Raw genomic sequence first — 15,107 nt, 5'->3', positions numbered from 1 at the left:
GTTTGATTGTTCCGACTCCGGAATGTCCTTGAAAGTCCGCAAGGAGGGAAAGGGAGAATCACCGGATGGCTCACTTTGTTGTGATGACCGGACCGCCAAGCTGTCAGTTACCGCGGGACTCGTGCACAATGACCTCGGGGTAGATCGTGATCGCCAGATGAACTCCCAGGTCAACCAGACGGGCAAGCGTTCCGGCGTCCAAAAAATCATTCAGCGGAGCACAATGATTTTCCGATTGGTAGCCGATGTCCACGACACGTTTGCGGCAGCGATCCCACACTGCCCGGGCATCGGCCGGGAACGCCGTGATGATGTCACAAAACGCGTTGATCTTCTGCCCGGCGGTGACGTGGGATTCGTCTTCCCCTTCACCATCAAGGTGCGCTTCAAATGAAGCGGAATGCTCGCCCGGTTGGATTTCATCGAAATGCATCACGGAGATACTCCGTCCGCAAATGGCGAAGGCATCACGGATCGCATCGAGCGGTTCACCCGATATGATTTCCAAATCGACATTGAGGAAAGTGATCGCCATGCCCGCACTACAGGCAGATCCGCCGGAACAGCACGTCCAACGGAAGCTGCATGCCGATGTAGAAATCCCCGAATTCGCCGTAGCGGGCGGTGACCTCATCGAAGCGCATTTCATAGACGATGTGCCGGACATCGATGGTATCCTTCGCAAGCAGGGTGACCCCCCACTCGTACTCATCCAGGCCGGTCGATCCGGTGATGAGCTGGAGAATGCGCCCGGAATAGGTGCGGCCCACACGGGCGTGGCCCGCCATGAGGTTTTTCCGCGCCTCGAAGTCGAGCGAATACCAGTTGTCTCCGCCGTTGCGGCGTTTCGCCATCGGGTAGAAACAGATGACCGGCCAGTCCGGCAGCACCGGATAGAGACGATGCTTGAGATAGTGGGCCATGCGTTCGTCAAATTCCTTCATGGCGGCGACGAACTCGGGCGAGCCTTCGGCGAGACCTTTTTCGGCGACCAGCGTCTCTTCGGCATACTGTGCGCTGGTGGTGGTGTATTCGGAACTCTCGGTCATCGAGAGATACGAATAAGCCGGGCTGAGGACTCCCGCCCCGAGCGAGAGGGTCAGCTGTTTCTCATACGAATTCGCCATCTGGAGATCCGGCGTGAGAAGCATGAAGCCGAGGTCCGCCTTCGGAGTGGCGATGGAGAAGACAAGCAGATGGGTGTCCGGTGTGGAGCGGATCTCCTGCACGAGCTCGGTCAGCCGGGTCTTGGCCTGGCGCTTCTCCTCGTCGCTGTAGAGGGACCACTGCGCATGATCGACATGATAGAAAAGATGCATGACGTGCCAGCCTTCGCGAGGCACGAGCGGGGTGACTTCAGGATTGGACATAGGGGTAAATTTCAACGACGGGCCGCGGAGATGTTCATCCGGAGGAGTTTCTGGAAATCCTTGCCCGACGAATTTTCGCCGGGAGCTTCCAGAATATCGATGGTCCACGGCTTGCTCTGGCCGGTGCGGTAGGCGGAGTGCATGCCGACATCGTCAAAGCCCGCCGTGGCGGCGATTTCGACTTCCTTGCCCTCGGTGATGAGGCGGGTGACTGTATCCCCGATTTCCTTGCCTTCGGCGTCGCGGAAAAACACCCGGACCGCGGCGGGACCACCGCTGGACCTGAGTTTCACCACGGGAATGAGCTGGGTGCCGCGGCGAACGGTTTCGCTTGGAGCGGGAGCCCGCCAGTAATTTTCGGCGGAGACAACCGTGAGAAGCTTTCCGACGACTGGAAACCGGTTTTCCTCCAGGAACCTGGAAGCTGTCGGCAGGCGATGGATGGTATTCCAGAAGAAAGCGCCGCCACCGATGAGAAGCACGGCGGACAATGCGACGATGCCGATGAATTCGGTTTTGGTGAGATCCAGCTTGAACAACGGAGGAGCTGGCGGGGGAGGCGCCGGGGCAGGAATTGGCGAAACCTCCTCATTCACAGCGGATTCCGGAACTTTCACAACCGGATCACGCTTGGTTTCGACCGTTTCCACAGACGCAGGGAGGACGGGAACCGGTCCGGTTGGAATACCGGCTGGAATTTTCAGATCCTCGGGATCCTCCCAGTGATCAAGATCATCGAACTCATTTCCCGGTTTGCCCGACGGAGACGGAGAAGACTGGAGGGGCCGGTTCCGTGTTTTGTTGACGTTCACCCGGATGCGTTCCTCACCCGACGGAGGAGGCGGCAAGGGAGATTCACGCTGGGGCACCGCCTTCGATTTATCCAGATCCCTTGGAGAGGGGATCACCGGAGTCATCGGTTTTTTCGCCGGAACGGTCGCTTCCGCATCGGAATCGATGTCATCAAACGCCCAGAGATCCGTCTCCGTGGTGTCTTTGGCCAGATTGCCCAGATTCGGGCGATGCCGTGGCGGAAGGGCGGAGCCATCGGTGGATGATGAAGGTTCGGGAGTCATAGCGGGCGACGCACACAGCTTTAAATCGACGGCAACGGCTTGGCCAGTGCGAAAGCCGATTCCGAACTTCTGGAAAAAAACCAGTTGCATCACAAGCCCGGGAAAGGCATCGAAGGGCAGTAATTTCCTATCTACCATGGCTGACCGCGAAGACAAGAATGTGGAAAACGTGCCCGGCAAGTTCTATGTGGACAGCCAGTGCATCGATTGTGACCTCTGCCGTGAGACAGCACCGGACAACTTCACCCGTGCGGATGACGAGGGTTATTCCTATGTGTTCAAGCAGCCGACCACTCCCGAGGAACTCAGCCTCTCGCGCGAAGCGATGGAAGGCTGCCCGGTGGAAGCGATCGGTGAGGACGGAGAAGGCTGATTTCCCAATGAAAAAAACGCCGCCGCGCCCCGGCAGTATCCGTGAGGAGATCCTCAGGGAGTGGCGCGGTGCCGAAGAACCCGCGGACCTGAACGCCGGAATCCATCTTGCCGGAAAATTCGTGGCGGCCATCCTGCGCTCCGCCGGGGCGGAGGACGGATTGCACGAGGACGAGGTCCGTGCGACCTGGAAGGACCTCGCCGGGGATTTCATCGCCGCTCATACCGAGCCGCTTTCCGTGAAAGGCGGCAATCTCGTGCTCCGTGTCACCCAGCCCGCCCTGCGGTTCCAACTGGAACAGATGAAACCGATGCTTTTCAAGCGCATCCGCGAACAACTCGGGGAGAACAAGATCAGATCCATCAAATTCCAGCTCGGATAGGTTCAATTCCAGAAATTCATCCATGTTCCGCAATCTCATCTTCGACTGGTCCGGCACGCTGGTGGACGACCTCGGCCCTGTCATCGAGGCGACCAACGCGGTGCTCGGCAGATATGAAATCGCCGCGCTTGACCGCGAGGGATTCCGCCGTGCGTTCCGCCTGCCCTACCGGGAGTTCTATGCGGACCTGCTTCCGGGCATTCCTCTGGAGGAATTGGAAGCCCATTTCCGCCCGGCATTCGATGCCGCCGTCACCCCCGTCACCGTGCTGCCGCATGCCCGGGAAAAGCTGGAATGGTGCGCCGCGCTTGGCATCCGCTGCTTCGTGCTCACCTCCATGGACAGTCTGGCATTCGAACGCCAGATGGATGATTTCGGTTTCCGCAAGCACTTCGAAGCCACCTACTCGGGCGTGCTCGACAAGCGGGAGATCATCCACCGCATCCTCGAAACCCATGGCTTGGACCCCGCCGAGACCGCCTTCGTCGGCGACATGACCCATGACGTGGAAACCGCGCGACATGGCGGTATCTCCTCCATTGCGGTGCTGACCGGCTACAATCACGCGGAGATCCTCGCCGCCGTAAGGCCGGACATCACCGTGCCGGATCTGGGCGTCCTGCGTGACCTGTTTGACCGCCGGCGCGGCATTTCCCGCCCGATCGCCACCGTTGGCGCGCTGGTTTTTGACGAATCGAACCGCATCCTCCTCGTCCGCACGCACAAGTGGGGGAACCGCTGGGGCATCCCGGGAGGCAAGATCGAACGCGGGGAAACTTCCATCGCCGCGCTGGAACGTGAAATTTCGGAGGAAACGGGCCTCTCGCTGACGGACATCCGATTCGCCCTCGCGCAGGATTGCATCGACTCGCCGGAATTCATGCGCCCGGAGCATTTCCTGCTTCTCAACTACACCGCCCGGGCCACCGGCACGGACGTGGTTCTCAATGACGAGGCCGAGGAATTCCGCTGGCTCTCCCCCGCCGAAGCCCTCGCCATGGATCTCAACCAACCCACGCGCACCCTCATCAAGGAGGTGGCGCTCAAAGGAGGCTGATCGTCCCTCCTCCACAACCACTCATGGACACCATCGAAATACGCCGTCTCCGGGTCATCACCCATATCGGAGTGCCGGATGAGGAGCGCTCGAGCCCCCAGGTTCTGCTCGTGACGTTGCGCATGATTCCGACCTCAGGCTTCGACGCGCTGGGAGACGACATTTCCCGCACCATCAATTACTACGATGTCTCGCTGGAAATCGAGGCCCTCGCAGCCGCCAGACCCCGCCAACTGATCGAAACGCTCGCCACCGACATCGCCCGGCACCTTCTGGACAATCATCCGCTGAAGCGCGTCGCGGTCACCATTGAAAAACACATCCTGCCCAATACCGAATGCGTCGCGGTGCACATCGAGCGTGAGCGTTGAGGTTTTTCCGCTGATTCAGTAGCGCATCACCCGCGACAGAAATTTCTGACAAATCGCGGACCGGGGATTGCCGAAAAGCTCCGCAGGGGGGGCGAGTTCTTCGATTTTTCCGGCGGACACAAAGGCGACATGGTCGGCCACGGCACGGGCGAAGCCCATTTCATGGGTGCTCAGGATGATGTCCTGCCCGGCTTCGGCAAGCTCCTGGATCAATTCAAGCACTTCCGCCGTCATTTCCGGATCAAGCGCCGAGGTAGGCTCGTCCAGGAACAGAACCTCCGGTTGATGGGCGACGGCGCGGGCGATGCCCACGCGTTGCTGCTGCCCTCCCGAGAGCTGGGTCGGCAGCTTGTCCGCATGGGCGAGCAGGCCGAAGCGGTCGAGCGCGCGGGTGGCGGTCTCCGCGGACTTCGCCGGAGAATGACCGTGGACCTTCTCCAGCGGCAGGGATATGTTCTGCCGGGCGGTGAGGTGGGGGAAGAGATTGAACTGTTGGAAGAGAAAACCATTTTTCCGGCGATAGGCCTGGAGCGAGGGGGCATCGGTCCCAAGCTGCCTGCCGTTGATCTCCACTTTCCCGGAGTCCGGCGTCTCCAGCCCGCCGAGCAAGCGCAGCAGGGTGCTCTTCCCTCCGCCGGACGGGCCGATGAGCACCAGCACCCGAGCGCTGCCGACGAAGAGCGTGAGCCCGTCCGCCGCGTGGGTCGCGCCGTAGCATTTTGTCAGCCCCTTGACTTCAAGTTTCATGGCGGAAGCGTTTTTCCAGCCAGTGCGAGAGCCAGGCGACCGGAAGGGTGAGGATCAGATAGCCCACCGCCAGCGGCACGTAGCCTTCGAGACCGGCGTAGGAACGGGAGATGAAGTTCTTGGTGTTATAAAAATACTCCGCCACACCGATGACATTGAGCAGGGAAGAGTCCTTGATGAGGGAAACGAACAGGCCGGCCACCGCCGGCAGGACGCGCCGCAGGGCCTGGGGAAAAATCACGTAACGGTAAATCTGGACCCGGCTGAATCCCACCGCACGTGCGGACTCCCACTGGGCCTTGGGAATGCTCTCCACGCCGCCGCGCAGGATTTCCCCGAGATAGGCCCCCTCGAAGATGGAGAGCAACAGGATGCCGATGAGCAGCTTGTCATCAAACCCGCGCTCGCCCAACGGCCGCGAAAGCAGCGGGGCGAAGATCACGAAGTAGCCGAACAACAGATGGACCAACAGCGGAGTGTCCCTCACGAATTCCAGAAACGCCCGGCACGCCCAACGGACCACCACCAGGGGCGAACGCTGGCCAAGCATGAAGAGCAGTCCGAAAAAGGTGCTTCCGACGAGCGCCGAAAACGAAATCCCCAGCGTCACCAACCAGCCGCGCCACAACGTTCCGCGGTATTCCCAGGCCTTCGACCAGTCCGTTTGATTTCCCAGCACCGCGAACACCGCCGTGCAGAGCCAGCCGAACGAAACCGCCAGAGCGAAACCGACGAGGACATTGGCGATCATCTGGCGGCGTGACATCTATCTGAGGATGAATGGGATTCCGGAATCCTCGAGAAATTTCTTCTCATCCTTCAGATAACGCTCCCCCAGTTTGGAAAAGCCATCCTCTTTGCGGAAACGATCGATGAACCCGTTCACTTGTGCCCGCAATCCGTCATTTCCTTTCGCAATGCCGAGCGCCCATGACTCTTCCACGAACGGTTTCAAAAGTCCTCGCGTGGTCTCCGGATTCTCTCCGGCGTATTTGTAGATACTAAGCTGATCGTAGATGAACGCGTCCGCGCGCCCCTGCGTGACCTCCAGCACGCACGCCGACTGGTCTTCGAACACCACGCATTTCGCATCCGGCAGGTTCGTGATCGCCCACGTCTGGCCGGTGGTGCTCGCCTTGGCCGTCACCGTGCGCGCGCTTTTTTTCAGGTCGTCGATCGATTGGATGGCGGAGTCCTTGCGGACCAGCAGCGCGAGTCCGGTGAAGGCATACGGCTGGGAGAAATCGATCGACTTCGCCCGTTCCTCCGTGGCCGTCATCGAGGAAAGGATCAGATCGATGTTGCCGGTCTTGAGAGCGGGAATCAGGCCGGAAAATTCCATCGGCATGATTTTCAACGGACGCCCGAGGTGGGCGGCGAGCGCCTCGGCGAGCCTCACACCCACCCCATCCGGGTTGCCGGCCTTGTCCTGCATCTCGAAGGGAGGGTAGGACAAGTCCATGCCCACCCGCAGTTCGGCGCCATTTCCCCCGCTCCGGCTCTTCCCTCCACATCCGGCGGCGAGCAGTCCCAGCAGGCTGGCGGAGTTTTTCAGAAAGCGGCGGCGCGAATTCATGGAGTGATCATATCCTGCCTCGCTTGGAACGGAAGCGGATAGTGTGCCAAACCTTCCCTCCCGAACCGGCGGAGGTTGATCGGGCCGATTTTCCAGCAAACACCTGTCCCGCAATCATTTCTCAGTCAGACGGTTGATGCTCCACAGCATCTGACGGCACCAGCTTTCATGAACTGTTAGAGTTGGATATGCCCGTGTGGCAAGCTATGTGCTTGACCTGTCGTGTGACAATAACGGGATAAGCATGCCGGGAATCCATAACAGTCCGTCCATCAAGCCTGATGGAAGCCATCCGCCACCGGTTTCCGGCAAACCGGAACCGGCTGCGTCGCACGATCCGATCTCCCTCTCCCCGCATCCGTCCAAGGCGGAAACTCCGCCCCCTCCAAGCCGCAGGGTGTTGTTTGTGACAGACTTCTACCAGGAGGAGATCCTGTTGGGGATCGTGGATCATGCCCGCCACCAGAATTGGGAACTGATCACCAACATGAGGTTCCACGGCATGCTCCCTTCGGAAACGGAGGCGGATGGCATCCTTGTCACCGGCTACAGCGAGCGGGTCCGGCATTGGATGAGACGCTGGGGCGGCACCCACAGCGTGCATCTCGGCATGGCCCCCCAGGACCTCCCCATCCCGTGGGTGGATGTCGATTACGAACAAGCCGGTCGTGCGGGCGCGCGCCACCTGCTGGAACTCGGCCATCACCATTTTGTCTCATATACCCTGGTCAAGCCGCCCGACACGGTCCGGCTGAGGGATGCGTTCATCGAGGAACTCCAGACCGCCGGAAGATCCGTCACCCTGCTGGACTTCGAGAGCATCCATGGAGACAACACCTTGCGCGTGCCGCGTGAGGAACGGCTGCGCTGGCTCGCGGAAAGCCTCGATTCACTCAAAAAACCGCTTGCCGTGATGGTCGATGACGACCGCCGCTCATTGGAGGTGGTCGCCGCCTGCGACATGGTCGGGTTGAAGATTCCCGAAGATGTTTCGATCCTCGGATGTGAGAACCGCGCGGTGGAGGTCAGCATGTCGCGGTTGCCGCTTTCATCGGTGGACATGAACTGGCGGCTGGCCGGGCGTCGTGCGGCGGAACTTCTGGATGGCCTGATGGAGGGGAGGGACAAGCCACGCAACATCCGCGTCAAGCCGGTGGGGGTCGTGGGGCGAGCATCCACCGCCACCTTCATCACCGAGTCTCCGGAAATCACGAGGGTGCTGCTGCACATCCGTGAGAACTTCGCCCAGTCCCTGCGCATGACGGATCTCGCGCGAATGGCCGGGATGGCCGAGAGGCATTTCCGCTCCGAATTCAAACGCCTCGTAGGCCATAGTCCGCGCACGGAAATCCACCGCGCGCGCCTGGTGACCGCCACCAAGCTATTGAGGGACACGGAGTTGAAGCTGGACGCGATCGCATTTGAAAGCGGTCTGGGAAACGCCAAGAAGTTATGCGAAGTCTTCGCTGAAGATTTCGGCATGACCCCCACCGCGTGGAGGGTGCAGAGCCGCTACGATTGAATGATCCCGATCAGGAGCATCTCTCTTTCGAGAGACAGCGATGACATATATCTGCCATCTGACAAATTCGAACGGCCGATAAAAAATACCTAATTGGGCGGCATTGTAATGCTTTAATTTGACTCGAAGCATTCTTGCACCAACATCGTCCCTCCGGTGTTTCCACGCTTCCTTGTTCGGTGCGGCCGTTGTCCGTCATCCCTTGAGATGTGACGTTGGATTTCACATCAAAATCATGGATTCTCGAAATCCATGACCCCATATATACGGGATATTCCAATATATTTTCATTGTTGAGAATATCTTAATGGCTGGCTTTCCAGCCAGTTAACCGGAACCCGGGCCAAACTGGGAATTCTTTGATCCAAAGGGAGGAATCAATGGGTCCATGGGGTGCTATACAGGGTATGTGCATTCTCATGCTCGGAACGAATCCCCCTGCCGGATCCTCATGCCGGTCAATTCTCATCGAACAGAATAACACACCAAAATAACCCGCTCCATGAACCCGATACGACTTGCTAACCCAGGACTCCTCCCGAGGCGGTCCATGTTCCGCCCGCAGGCATTGCTTGCGGCTGTCGCGTTGCTGAGCGCCCTCCCGGCGTCAGCGGCTGAAAAGGCATATAGATACTATCAATTCAAGACAACGAAACTTGTCGGGAATGGATCGAACGTGATGCTCTCGGAGTTCGACTTTTATCACGCCGGCACCAAGCTGAACATCAGGAACAAAACAGGAGTTGGCGCGAGCATCCCCTGTGAGGCCACCGCCGGAACCGACACCCCCGCGGCGGAAGACGGAGTGCCCAACAACCTTCTGGACGGCCTCGTCGAGACGATGTTCGTAAGAAGGAGCGGATTGGTTGCAGGCAACGAACTGATCTTCGATTTCGGCGCGACCACCCCGCATCCGGTCATCGATTCCTATAGCTTCACCACAGCCACAAATGGTTCGGGCTTCGTCCGCACTCCCCAATCATGGCAGGTATACGGTTCCGATGACAAAGTCAGCTGGACTCCCCTCACTTGGGAAGTCGACAGGGTCACCGTTCTCGAAAACAGCACCACCTACGGGCCTTTCGATGTTCCCGAGATCATCCCGCCGCTGATCAACAGTTTCTCGACGCCCGCGATGATCGTGTTGAACGACACGCCGATCACCTTCAGCTACAACACCCAATTCAGCACCGAACGGAATGTCTATGTCGGGGTTGATACGATTCCGCTCGCGGCGGAGAGCGGCACCTTCGTGACGACACCGCCTCCGAACGGCCAGGCCACCGCGTACACGCTTGTGGCGACGAAAGATGATACAGCCCCGGCGATCAGTACCACTCTTGTGCGCTCGGTGGCCGGTGGCGCGTCCACCTATCGATATGTCCGGTTCAAGATTACCGGGCGCCGGGGAGGCGCTGGCGACAGCACCGTACAGCTCGCGGAATTCGAATTCTATAATTCGGCGGTTTCCGCGGCCAAGATTCCAATCAGTGGTGTGGAAAATCCCGGCAGCAACTCACCGGATGCCGAAAAGGCGCCCAAGATCATCGACGGCATCACCACCGAAGGGGGGAACAAGTGGCTGGATTTCAACAACGCGCCGCTCATCTTCGATTTCGGCAGCCCGAAAACGTTCGACAAATACGCGTTTTTCACCGGAGGGGACGCCGCTGAACGGGACCCAGTGCAGTGGACGCTCGAGGGCAGCAACGACCAGTCCCGCTGGAACCTGATCGAAAACGTCAACATCCCGTTTGCCACCCCCACGGCAAGAAACACCTCCACGCTTCCCATTCCGCTGCCTGGCACGTCGCTTCCCACACAGATCGATTTCTTCACCGGCAACACGCTGAACCTCATCGAAGGCGAGACACTCACTCTGAGCTACTCCACCCAGGCCGCCGCGACCGTTACCATCACTCCCGACGGTGGCGATCCGCTTCCCGGACCTCTTCCTCTCTACGGTTCAGTGAATGTGACTCCCACCGTTGACACGACCTACACGCTGACCGCCGCCACCGCGGATGAAAACGCCCCGGTCGCCACCGCCACGTTCAGCGTGGTGATCGTTCCGGATCCCGGAGTCGATGACATCCAATACGACAACTTCGCCAGCGCGGGCACCGAACTCGAAACCAACGGCAGCACCACGATCACCCCCGAGTTCGGGACGAATCCCGGACGCCTGCGCCTCACGCCGGAGCAACAAAGCCAGAGCGGAACCGCATGGTTCGTCAAGAAGCTGGCCGTGTCGGGAGGATTCGAAGCCACATTCGGATTGAGCATGAATCAGGAAGATCCGAACGGCTATGTTCCCGCGGACGGACTGGCCTTCGTGGTGCAGAACGCTCCGTCCGGCACCAATGATCCGGGAACCGGGGAAAATGGTGTTTCCCAAAAGGCTCTCAACATTTGCTTCCACACCTTCGGTTTCGAACCTGATCCGGCCTCGCTCATCGAAGTCCGCAGCGGGACCACGGTTCTCGCGAAGTGCGTCGCCTTCAACCAACCTGGAGTGGAGCTTTACGGAATCCCAAGTGTTCCAGCGGTGGACGAAAACGGCGTTCCTTACATGACCGCTCCGTTCCCCTACACCCTCGGTTCGGTTTCGACCGATCCCGCCTACCGCATCCGAGTGGTTTATGTGCCTGGAGATCTCGATGTCTATCTCGACGGCATCGCGGTGATCCAGAATGTGAATGTGAACCTCTCCACCATCGGTGCCGCGGATGCCGCGGGAAAATCCTACTTCGGATTCACCGCCAGGACCGGAGGAAACGTGCAGAACAGCGACATCACCGACTGGCATGTCAAACTCGGGGATTTCTCCGCGGTTCCTCCCTTCGGCATGGTGAAATCGTTGTTCAGGTATACCGCCGGGAGTTCTCAGCCCACGTCGGTGGACCTCGTTTGGAACGCCGATACCGCGACCGACTTCAAGGTGGTCAGCTCATTGGATCTCCTCCCTCCCTGGTCGCTGGTGCAATCCGCACCGGGCGTGAAGGGCCAGATCGGCGTCTCAGTGGACATCCCGTTCAACGTGGGCACCGCTGACAAGGCCTTCTTCCGCGTGGAGCGCGTGGTTCCGGAGTAATTCCACCGATTTCAATCACTTCAAAATTCAACTTCACTTATCATGATCCGACCGAAACATAAACTGACAAAACGGGGGTTCGCCCTCATCGCCTGCCTTCTGATGATGGTCCTGTTGGCGGTTGTGGCGGTCGGATTGCTTTCCCTCAGCACCATCTCGCTACGCTCGTCCTCGAACGGACAGGCGCAGCGGGCCGCCGAGGCGAACGCCAGGCTCGCGGTCATGATCGCTCTGGGCGATCTGCAGAAAAACCTCGGTGACGACCGCCGCGTGACCGCGAACGCCTCCATCCTGGGCACGGACACCCAGCCCGTCGCCCGTCCGCAGATGGTGGGCGTGTGGGAGTCCGCCACCACGACCCTTTTCAAAACCCCGTTCACAACCTCCCCGTCGATTTTTCCCAAGTATTCCGAATGGAAAACCAACCGTTTCAAAAAATGGCTGGTCTCCTCGGCATCCGACGAGGAGACCGGGGAAGTCGATTACGCCAGATCCGCGCCAGGCGGAGACCTCGTTGCGCTCTTCGGGAACAAGAAGGACGGCTTCGACCTGGAGGCCCAGAAGATCCCCATCGCCAGAACCGGAAAAACCGGTGAATCCTCCATCGCGTGGGCCGTCATCCAAGAGGGGGACAAGGCCCACATCAGCCAACCGGGCGATCGCTATTTGGAAAAAAACGACGTGGTCCAAGCTCCGAAGCACCCGAACCTCGCCACCCTGAAAATCGCCAACCAGCCGACCACAGGCTGGGATGCCCGCTCCGCCAAGATGATTTCGCTCAATCAGGCGAATCTCGATCCCGACTACCAGATCGCGGCGGAAAAAGTTCCGACCCTTTCGACGGACTTCACCGTCTTTTCCCGCGGGGTGCTGGCGGACGTGGCAAACGGAGGTCTGAAAACCGACCTCAACCTGGCCTTCGAACTGTCGGACTCGAAATTCGCCCAGTCCTCCTGGGACGGCCTCCCGAATCCTTTCCGCAGCGGTTCGGCTGAAGTGCCCATCCATGGCCAGGTGCCGCAAACGGGCGGGCAGCCGGTTTCCATCAAACTGGATTACCTGCCTTCGGCCGCTGCGGTCCGCTATCCCCTGGGTTCGGCGGCAACCTTCGACATGCTCCGTTCCGCGTATTCCTCCTACCGGCATCTGTACACCTCCGGCGGGACGGCGACGGCCTTCTTCCGGCCACAGGTGAACAAGGCATGGAAAGTTCAGGATCTGGCTCCGATTTATCCAGCCCCCCGCGGCAGCGAGACCTCCGTTTCTCCGGTGCTGGACCGCATGCTCTATCTGCTCAGTCTCTGGGCCGATTCCGCCGGAACCCCCACGCTGGTCATCACCCCGGTCATCACCCTGTGGAATCCCTACAATGTGGCCATCGAAAGTTCCGGCTACGTCGCATACCCTTGGATGGACATTCCGATCTATCTGGATTTGAGAACGAACGGCGAGTCAAAGGGCATCTACCTTTCGCAGCTCATCGGGAATGGAAAAGTTCCGGGCGATCCATACGCGGGCAGACAAAAAGATCCATACTTTTACTGTGCCATCACCGGTGACGGCACCGCCAGCCCGACCAGGCCCGTCCGCCTGGAACCGGGAGAGATCCGGACTTTCGTTCCTTCGACGGTCACCCCCACCCCTTTCAATCGTGAAGGCAGCGACCTGCTCAAGACGCTGAGAATGAAACCGGCGATGAGCGCCAGCGACCTGAAGCTCACCGGGGGTTTCGCGATCGACACAAGCAAGACCCTGCGTCCGAACACCGGCACCACGAAAAAGATGGTCGCCGGCGACACCCTGTCCTGCCAGTTTTACTTCCAACCCGATTCCTATCACTACTTCACCACGCTTGAAGACTCGACCCGGATCACAAGCGGAAATCCCACGGCGAAAGGCACGGTTATCAACGAGGTGCAGCTTTACAAGGGAAGCAGCGGAACGAGCTTTCTCAGCACTCCCTACACCCACACGACGGGCAGTGTGACGCCGCAGTTGGTGGGAATGCTGGAAACGTACCACCGCACCGCCAGGGCGAGCGGCAGCATCGCGGAATCCGACATCGTCCACACGGTGAACACGCGGCAACGCTACATCAACTCGGCGTTCTCCGGCGCGAAGGGTCCCTCCTTCTTCAACGCGGGTCCGCACTACAACTCCAGCATGAGGCCCGGCACCGACATCGCCGGGCTCGGTCTGGAGTTCAACGAAGGGAAGGCCTACTACGGTGAAACCAACAGTTACCAAGGCGGAAAAAACAATGTCATCCTGTATGACATGCCGCGCCAGGCCCCGCTCTCGCTCGCATCGTTCCAGAACGCGGATCTGGCGGACAACGCGTTTTCCACGTCCAGCCAATTCGCCAATTCCTGGGCTTCTCCCTATGTGAACCGCAACACGGTCGGCAGGGTGACATCGAAGGCGGCCACTCCCGCGGGCGAAGCCATCGGACCGAGCGGATTGGGATTCTACGACTATTCGTGGCTGCTGAACGAGGCGCTCTGGGACGGATATTTCCTCTCGTCCATCGCCCCGCGCGTCAAACAGCGCAACATCTCGGCCTCGGCGGCTTCCGGGGTTTATAACAATGATGACACCGTGGAGGAAACCCAGAGCATCGCGAAAACGGTGGCGGACTGGGCGGAACAACCCTCGGCCAATCCCCTGCGCAATTCCCACATGGCATTCCATTCCGGCGGACTTTCAAGCCAGGAGGTCACCGACAAGTTGACGGCCGACAGCGGCGCGCTGCGTGCGGCGGAGCATCTCATGGTGGAGGGCTCCTTCAACGTGAACTCCACCAACGAAGGTGCGTGGCGCGCCATCCTCGCCAGCCTGCGGGGCGAGAGTTTCGACGCCCTGGCCGTCAACGGGGACCTGAAAGCCCATCAAACCGGCAATGGTTCCGCCCTGCCCCGTCACAGCACGCCCACCGGGGTCGCCAACGACAACTGGAATGGTTTCCGCGAACTCACCGACGACCAGATCGCGTCCCTTGCCAAGGAAATCGTGGTGGAGGTGAGGGCCCGCGGCCCGTTCCAATCCCTGTCGGAATTCGTCAACCGTCGCGTCGAAAACGGTGAACTGGGACTGAAAGGCGCCCTGCAGGCCGCCATCGACCGCAGCGGCCTGAACCGGTCGGTCAAGATGGGAACCTTTGACAAAAGCAAGTTCTTCGCCAGTGACAACCTGCCCGATCTGAACACCGGCATCGGCATTCCCGGCTGGCTCACCCAGGCGGATCTGCTCGGCCCCATCGCCTCCATCATCACCGTGCGCTCGGACACCTTCCGGATCCGTGGCTACGGCGAGGTGAGGAATGGTGCCGGTGCGGTGATCGCCAAGGCCACCTGTGAAGCGGTGGTCCAACGGTTGCCGGAGTATGTCGACACCGCCGACAAGCCGAACGTCAAACCGGCCAACCTCACTTCCGAAGTAAACCGGACATTCGGGCGCCGGTTCGAGGTGGTGGCATTCCGCATGCTATCCTCCAACGAGGGGACCGAAACCTCGTCCTGAACCATCCCACCCATTCCATC

13 protein-coding genes are annotated in these 15,107 nt (G+C 59.7%); 7 read left to right on the top strand and 6 right to left on the bottom strand.

The features are described from left to right. Nucleotides 1-103: 103 nt before the first annotated feature. From JIN84_RS11600 to JIN84_RS11590, 3 genes are read right to left on the bottom strand one after another with little or no spacing between them, the layout of a single operon-like run. Entirely contained in the window at nt 104-535 is a 432-nt protein-coding gene (locus JIN84_RS11600; protein ID WP_200351206.1) for a hypothetical protein, read from the bottom strand. A 7-nt stretch (nt 536-542) separates the two neighbouring features. Beyond that, nucleotides 543-1,370 carry a hydrogen peroxide-dependent heme synthase gene (gene hemQ, locus JIN84_RS11595; RefSeq protein WP_200351205.1) on the bottom strand — a complete coding sequence of 276 codons (828 nt, stop codon included), beginning with the start codon at nt 1,368-1,370 and terminating at the stop codon, nt 543-545. Between the two features lie 11 nt (nt 1,371-1,381). Beyond that, nucleotides 1,382-2,446: a hypothetical protein gene (locus JIN84_RS11590; RefSeq protein WP_200351204.1), complete on the bottom strand. Its 1,065-nt coding sequence runs from the start codon at nt 2,444-2,446 to the stop codon at nt 1,382-1,384. Between the two features lie 136 nt (nt 2,447-2,582). On the opposite strand from JIN84_RS11590, the gene JIN84_RS11585 reads away from it, so the two are divergent. Genes JIN84_RS11585 through JIN84_RS11570 form a run of 4 tightly spaced genes read left to right on the top strand, consistent with a single transcriptional unit; the run spans nt 2,583 to nt 4,629 of the window. After that, the gene (locus JIN84_RS11585; protein ID WP_200351203.1) at nt 2,583-2,819 is read left to right on the top strand and encodes a ferredoxin; all 237 of its coding nucleotides are present in this window, start codon (nt 2,583-2,585) and stop codon (nt 2,817-2,819) included. A 7-nt stretch (nt 2,820-2,826) separates the two neighbouring features. Next, a complete protein-coding gene (locus JIN84_RS11580; protein WP_200351202.1) occupies nt 2,827-3,201 on the top strand; it encodes a DciA family protein in 375 nt (124 codons plus the stop codon). Nucleotides 3,202-3,223: 22 nt separating this feature from the next. Further along, nucleotides 3,224-4,258 carry an NUDIX domain-containing protein gene (locus tag JIN84_RS11575; RefSeq protein WP_200351201.1) on the top strand — a complete coding sequence of 345 codons (1,035 nt, stop codon included), beginning with the start codon at nt 3,224-3,226 and terminating at the stop codon, nt 4,256-4,258. A 23-nt stretch (nt 4,259-4,281) separates the two neighbouring features. Beyond that, entirely contained in the window at nt 4,282-4,629 is a 348-nt protein-coding gene (locus JIN84_RS11570) for a dihydroneopterin aldolase (protein WP_200351200.1), read from the top strand. Nucleotides 4,630-4,644: 15 nt separating this feature from the next. Here JIN84_RS11570 and JIN84_RS11565 read toward each other — a convergent pair whose 3' ends face one another. From JIN84_RS11565 to JIN84_RS11555, 3 genes are read right to left on the bottom strand one after another with little or no spacing between them, the layout of a single operon-like run. Beyond that, nucleotides 4,645-5,376 carry an amino acid ABC transporter ATP-binding protein gene (locus JIN84_RS11565; protein WP_200351199.1) on the bottom strand — a complete coding sequence of 244 codons (732 nt, stop codon included), beginning with the start codon at nt 5,374-5,376 and terminating at the stop codon, nt 4,645-4,647. Further along, nucleotides 5,366-6,142: an amino acid ABC transporter permease gene (locus JIN84_RS11560; RefSeq protein ID WP_200351198.1), complete on the bottom strand. Its 777-nt coding sequence runs from the start codon at nt 6,140-6,142 to the stop codon at nt 5,366-5,368. Before JIN84_RS11560 ends, JIN84_RS11565 begins: the two co-directional genes overlap by 11 nt. Beyond that, complete coding sequence (locus JIN84_RS11555) at nt 6,143-6,952, bottom strand: transporter substrate-binding domain-containing protein (RefSeq protein ID WP_200351197.1); 810 nt, start codon at nt 6,950-6,952, stop codon at nt 6,143-6,145. 244 nt (nt 6,953-7,196) lie between these two features. Here JIN84_RS11555 and JIN84_RS11550 point away from each other — a divergent pair, with 244 nt between their 5' ends. From JIN84_RS11550 to JIN84_RS11540, 3 genes are all read left to right on the top strand, one after another. Next, complete coding sequence (locus JIN84_RS11550) at nt 7,197-8,474, top strand: substrate-binding domain-containing protein (protein WP_200351196.1); 1,278 nt, start codon at nt 7,197-7,199, stop codon at nt 8,472-8,474. A gap of 550 nt (nt 8,475-9,024) precedes the next feature. Then, the gene (locus JIN84_RS11545) at nt 9,025-11,568 is read left to right on the top strand and encodes an L-type lectin-domain containing protein (protein ID WP_200351195.1); all 2,544 of its coding nucleotides are present in this window, start codon (nt 9,025-9,027) and stop codon (nt 11,566-11,568) included. 42 nt (nt 11,569-11,610) lie between these two features. Then, complete coding sequence (locus JIN84_RS11540; RefSeq protein ID WP_200351194.1) at nt 11,611-15,087, top strand: type II secretion system protein; 3,477 nt, start codon at nt 11,611-11,613, stop codon at nt 15,085-15,087. Nucleotides 15,088-15,107: the final 20 nt, after the last annotated feature.

This window comes from Luteolibacter yonseiensis (genome assembly GCF_016595465.1).
Classification (GTDB): Bacteria; Verrucomicrobiota; Verrucomicrobiia; order Verrucomicrobiales; family Akkermansiaceae; genus Luteolibacter; species Luteolibacter yonseiensis.
Note: the sequence above shows the minus strand (reverse complement) of the source record. Positions and strands in the feature narration are given on the sequence as shown.

Excerpts from the sequence above, each read along its gene's own strand:
- JIN84_RS11600 (WP_200351206.1), bottom strand. The coding sequence starts at position 535 with ATGGCGATCACTTTCCTCAATGTCGATTTGGAAATCATATCGGGTGAA.
- hemQ (WP_200351205.1), bottom strand. The coding sequence starts at position 1,370 with ATGTCCAATCCTGAAGTCACCCCGCTCGTGCCTCGCGAAGGCTGGCAC.
- JIN84_RS11565 (WP_200351199.1), bottom strand. The coding sequence starts at position 5,376 with ATGAAACTTGAAGTCAAGGGGCTGACAAAATGCTACGGCGCGACCCAC.
- JIN84_RS11580 (WP_200351202.1), top strand. The coding sequence starts at position 2,827 with ATGAAAAAAACGCCGCCGCGCCCCGGCAGTATCCGTGAGGAGATCCTC.
- JIN84_RS11545 (WP_200351195.1), top strand. The coding sequence starts at position 9,025 with ATGTTCCGCCCGCAGGCATTGCTTGCGGCTGTCGCGTTGCTGAGCGCC.
- JIN84_RS11550 (WP_200351196.1), top strand. The coding sequence starts at position 7,197 with ATGCCGGGAATCCATAACAGTCCGTCCATCAAGCCTGATGGAAGCCAT.
- JIN84_RS11555 (WP_200351197.1), bottom strand. The coding sequence starts at position 6,952 with ATGAATTCGCGCCGCCGCTTTCTGAAAAACTCCGCCAGCCTGCTGGGA.
- JIN84_RS11575 (WP_200351201.1), top strand. The coding sequence starts at position 3,224 with ATGTTCCGCAATCTCATCTTCGACTGGTCCGGCACGCTGGTGGACGAC.
- JIN84_RS11560 (WP_200351198.1), bottom strand. The coding sequence starts at position 6,142 with ATGTCACGCCGCCAGATGATCGCCAATGTCCTCGTCGGTTTCGCTCTG.
- JIN84_RS11540 (WP_200351194.1), top strand. The coding sequence starts at position 11,611 with ATGATCCGACCGAAACATAAACTGACAAAACGGGGGTTCGCCCTCATC.
- JIN84_RS11570 (WP_200351200.1), top strand. The coding sequence starts at position 4,282 with ATGGACACCATCGAAATACGCCGTCTCCGGGTCATCACCCATATCGGA.
- JIN84_RS11590 (WP_200351204.1), bottom strand. The coding sequence starts at position 2,446 with ATGACTCCCGAACCTTCATCATCCACCGATGGCTCCGCCCTTCCGCCA.
- JIN84_RS11585 (WP_200351203.1), top strand. The coding sequence starts at position 2,583 with ATGGCTGACCGCGAAGACAAGAATGTGGAAAACGTGCCCGGCAAGTTC.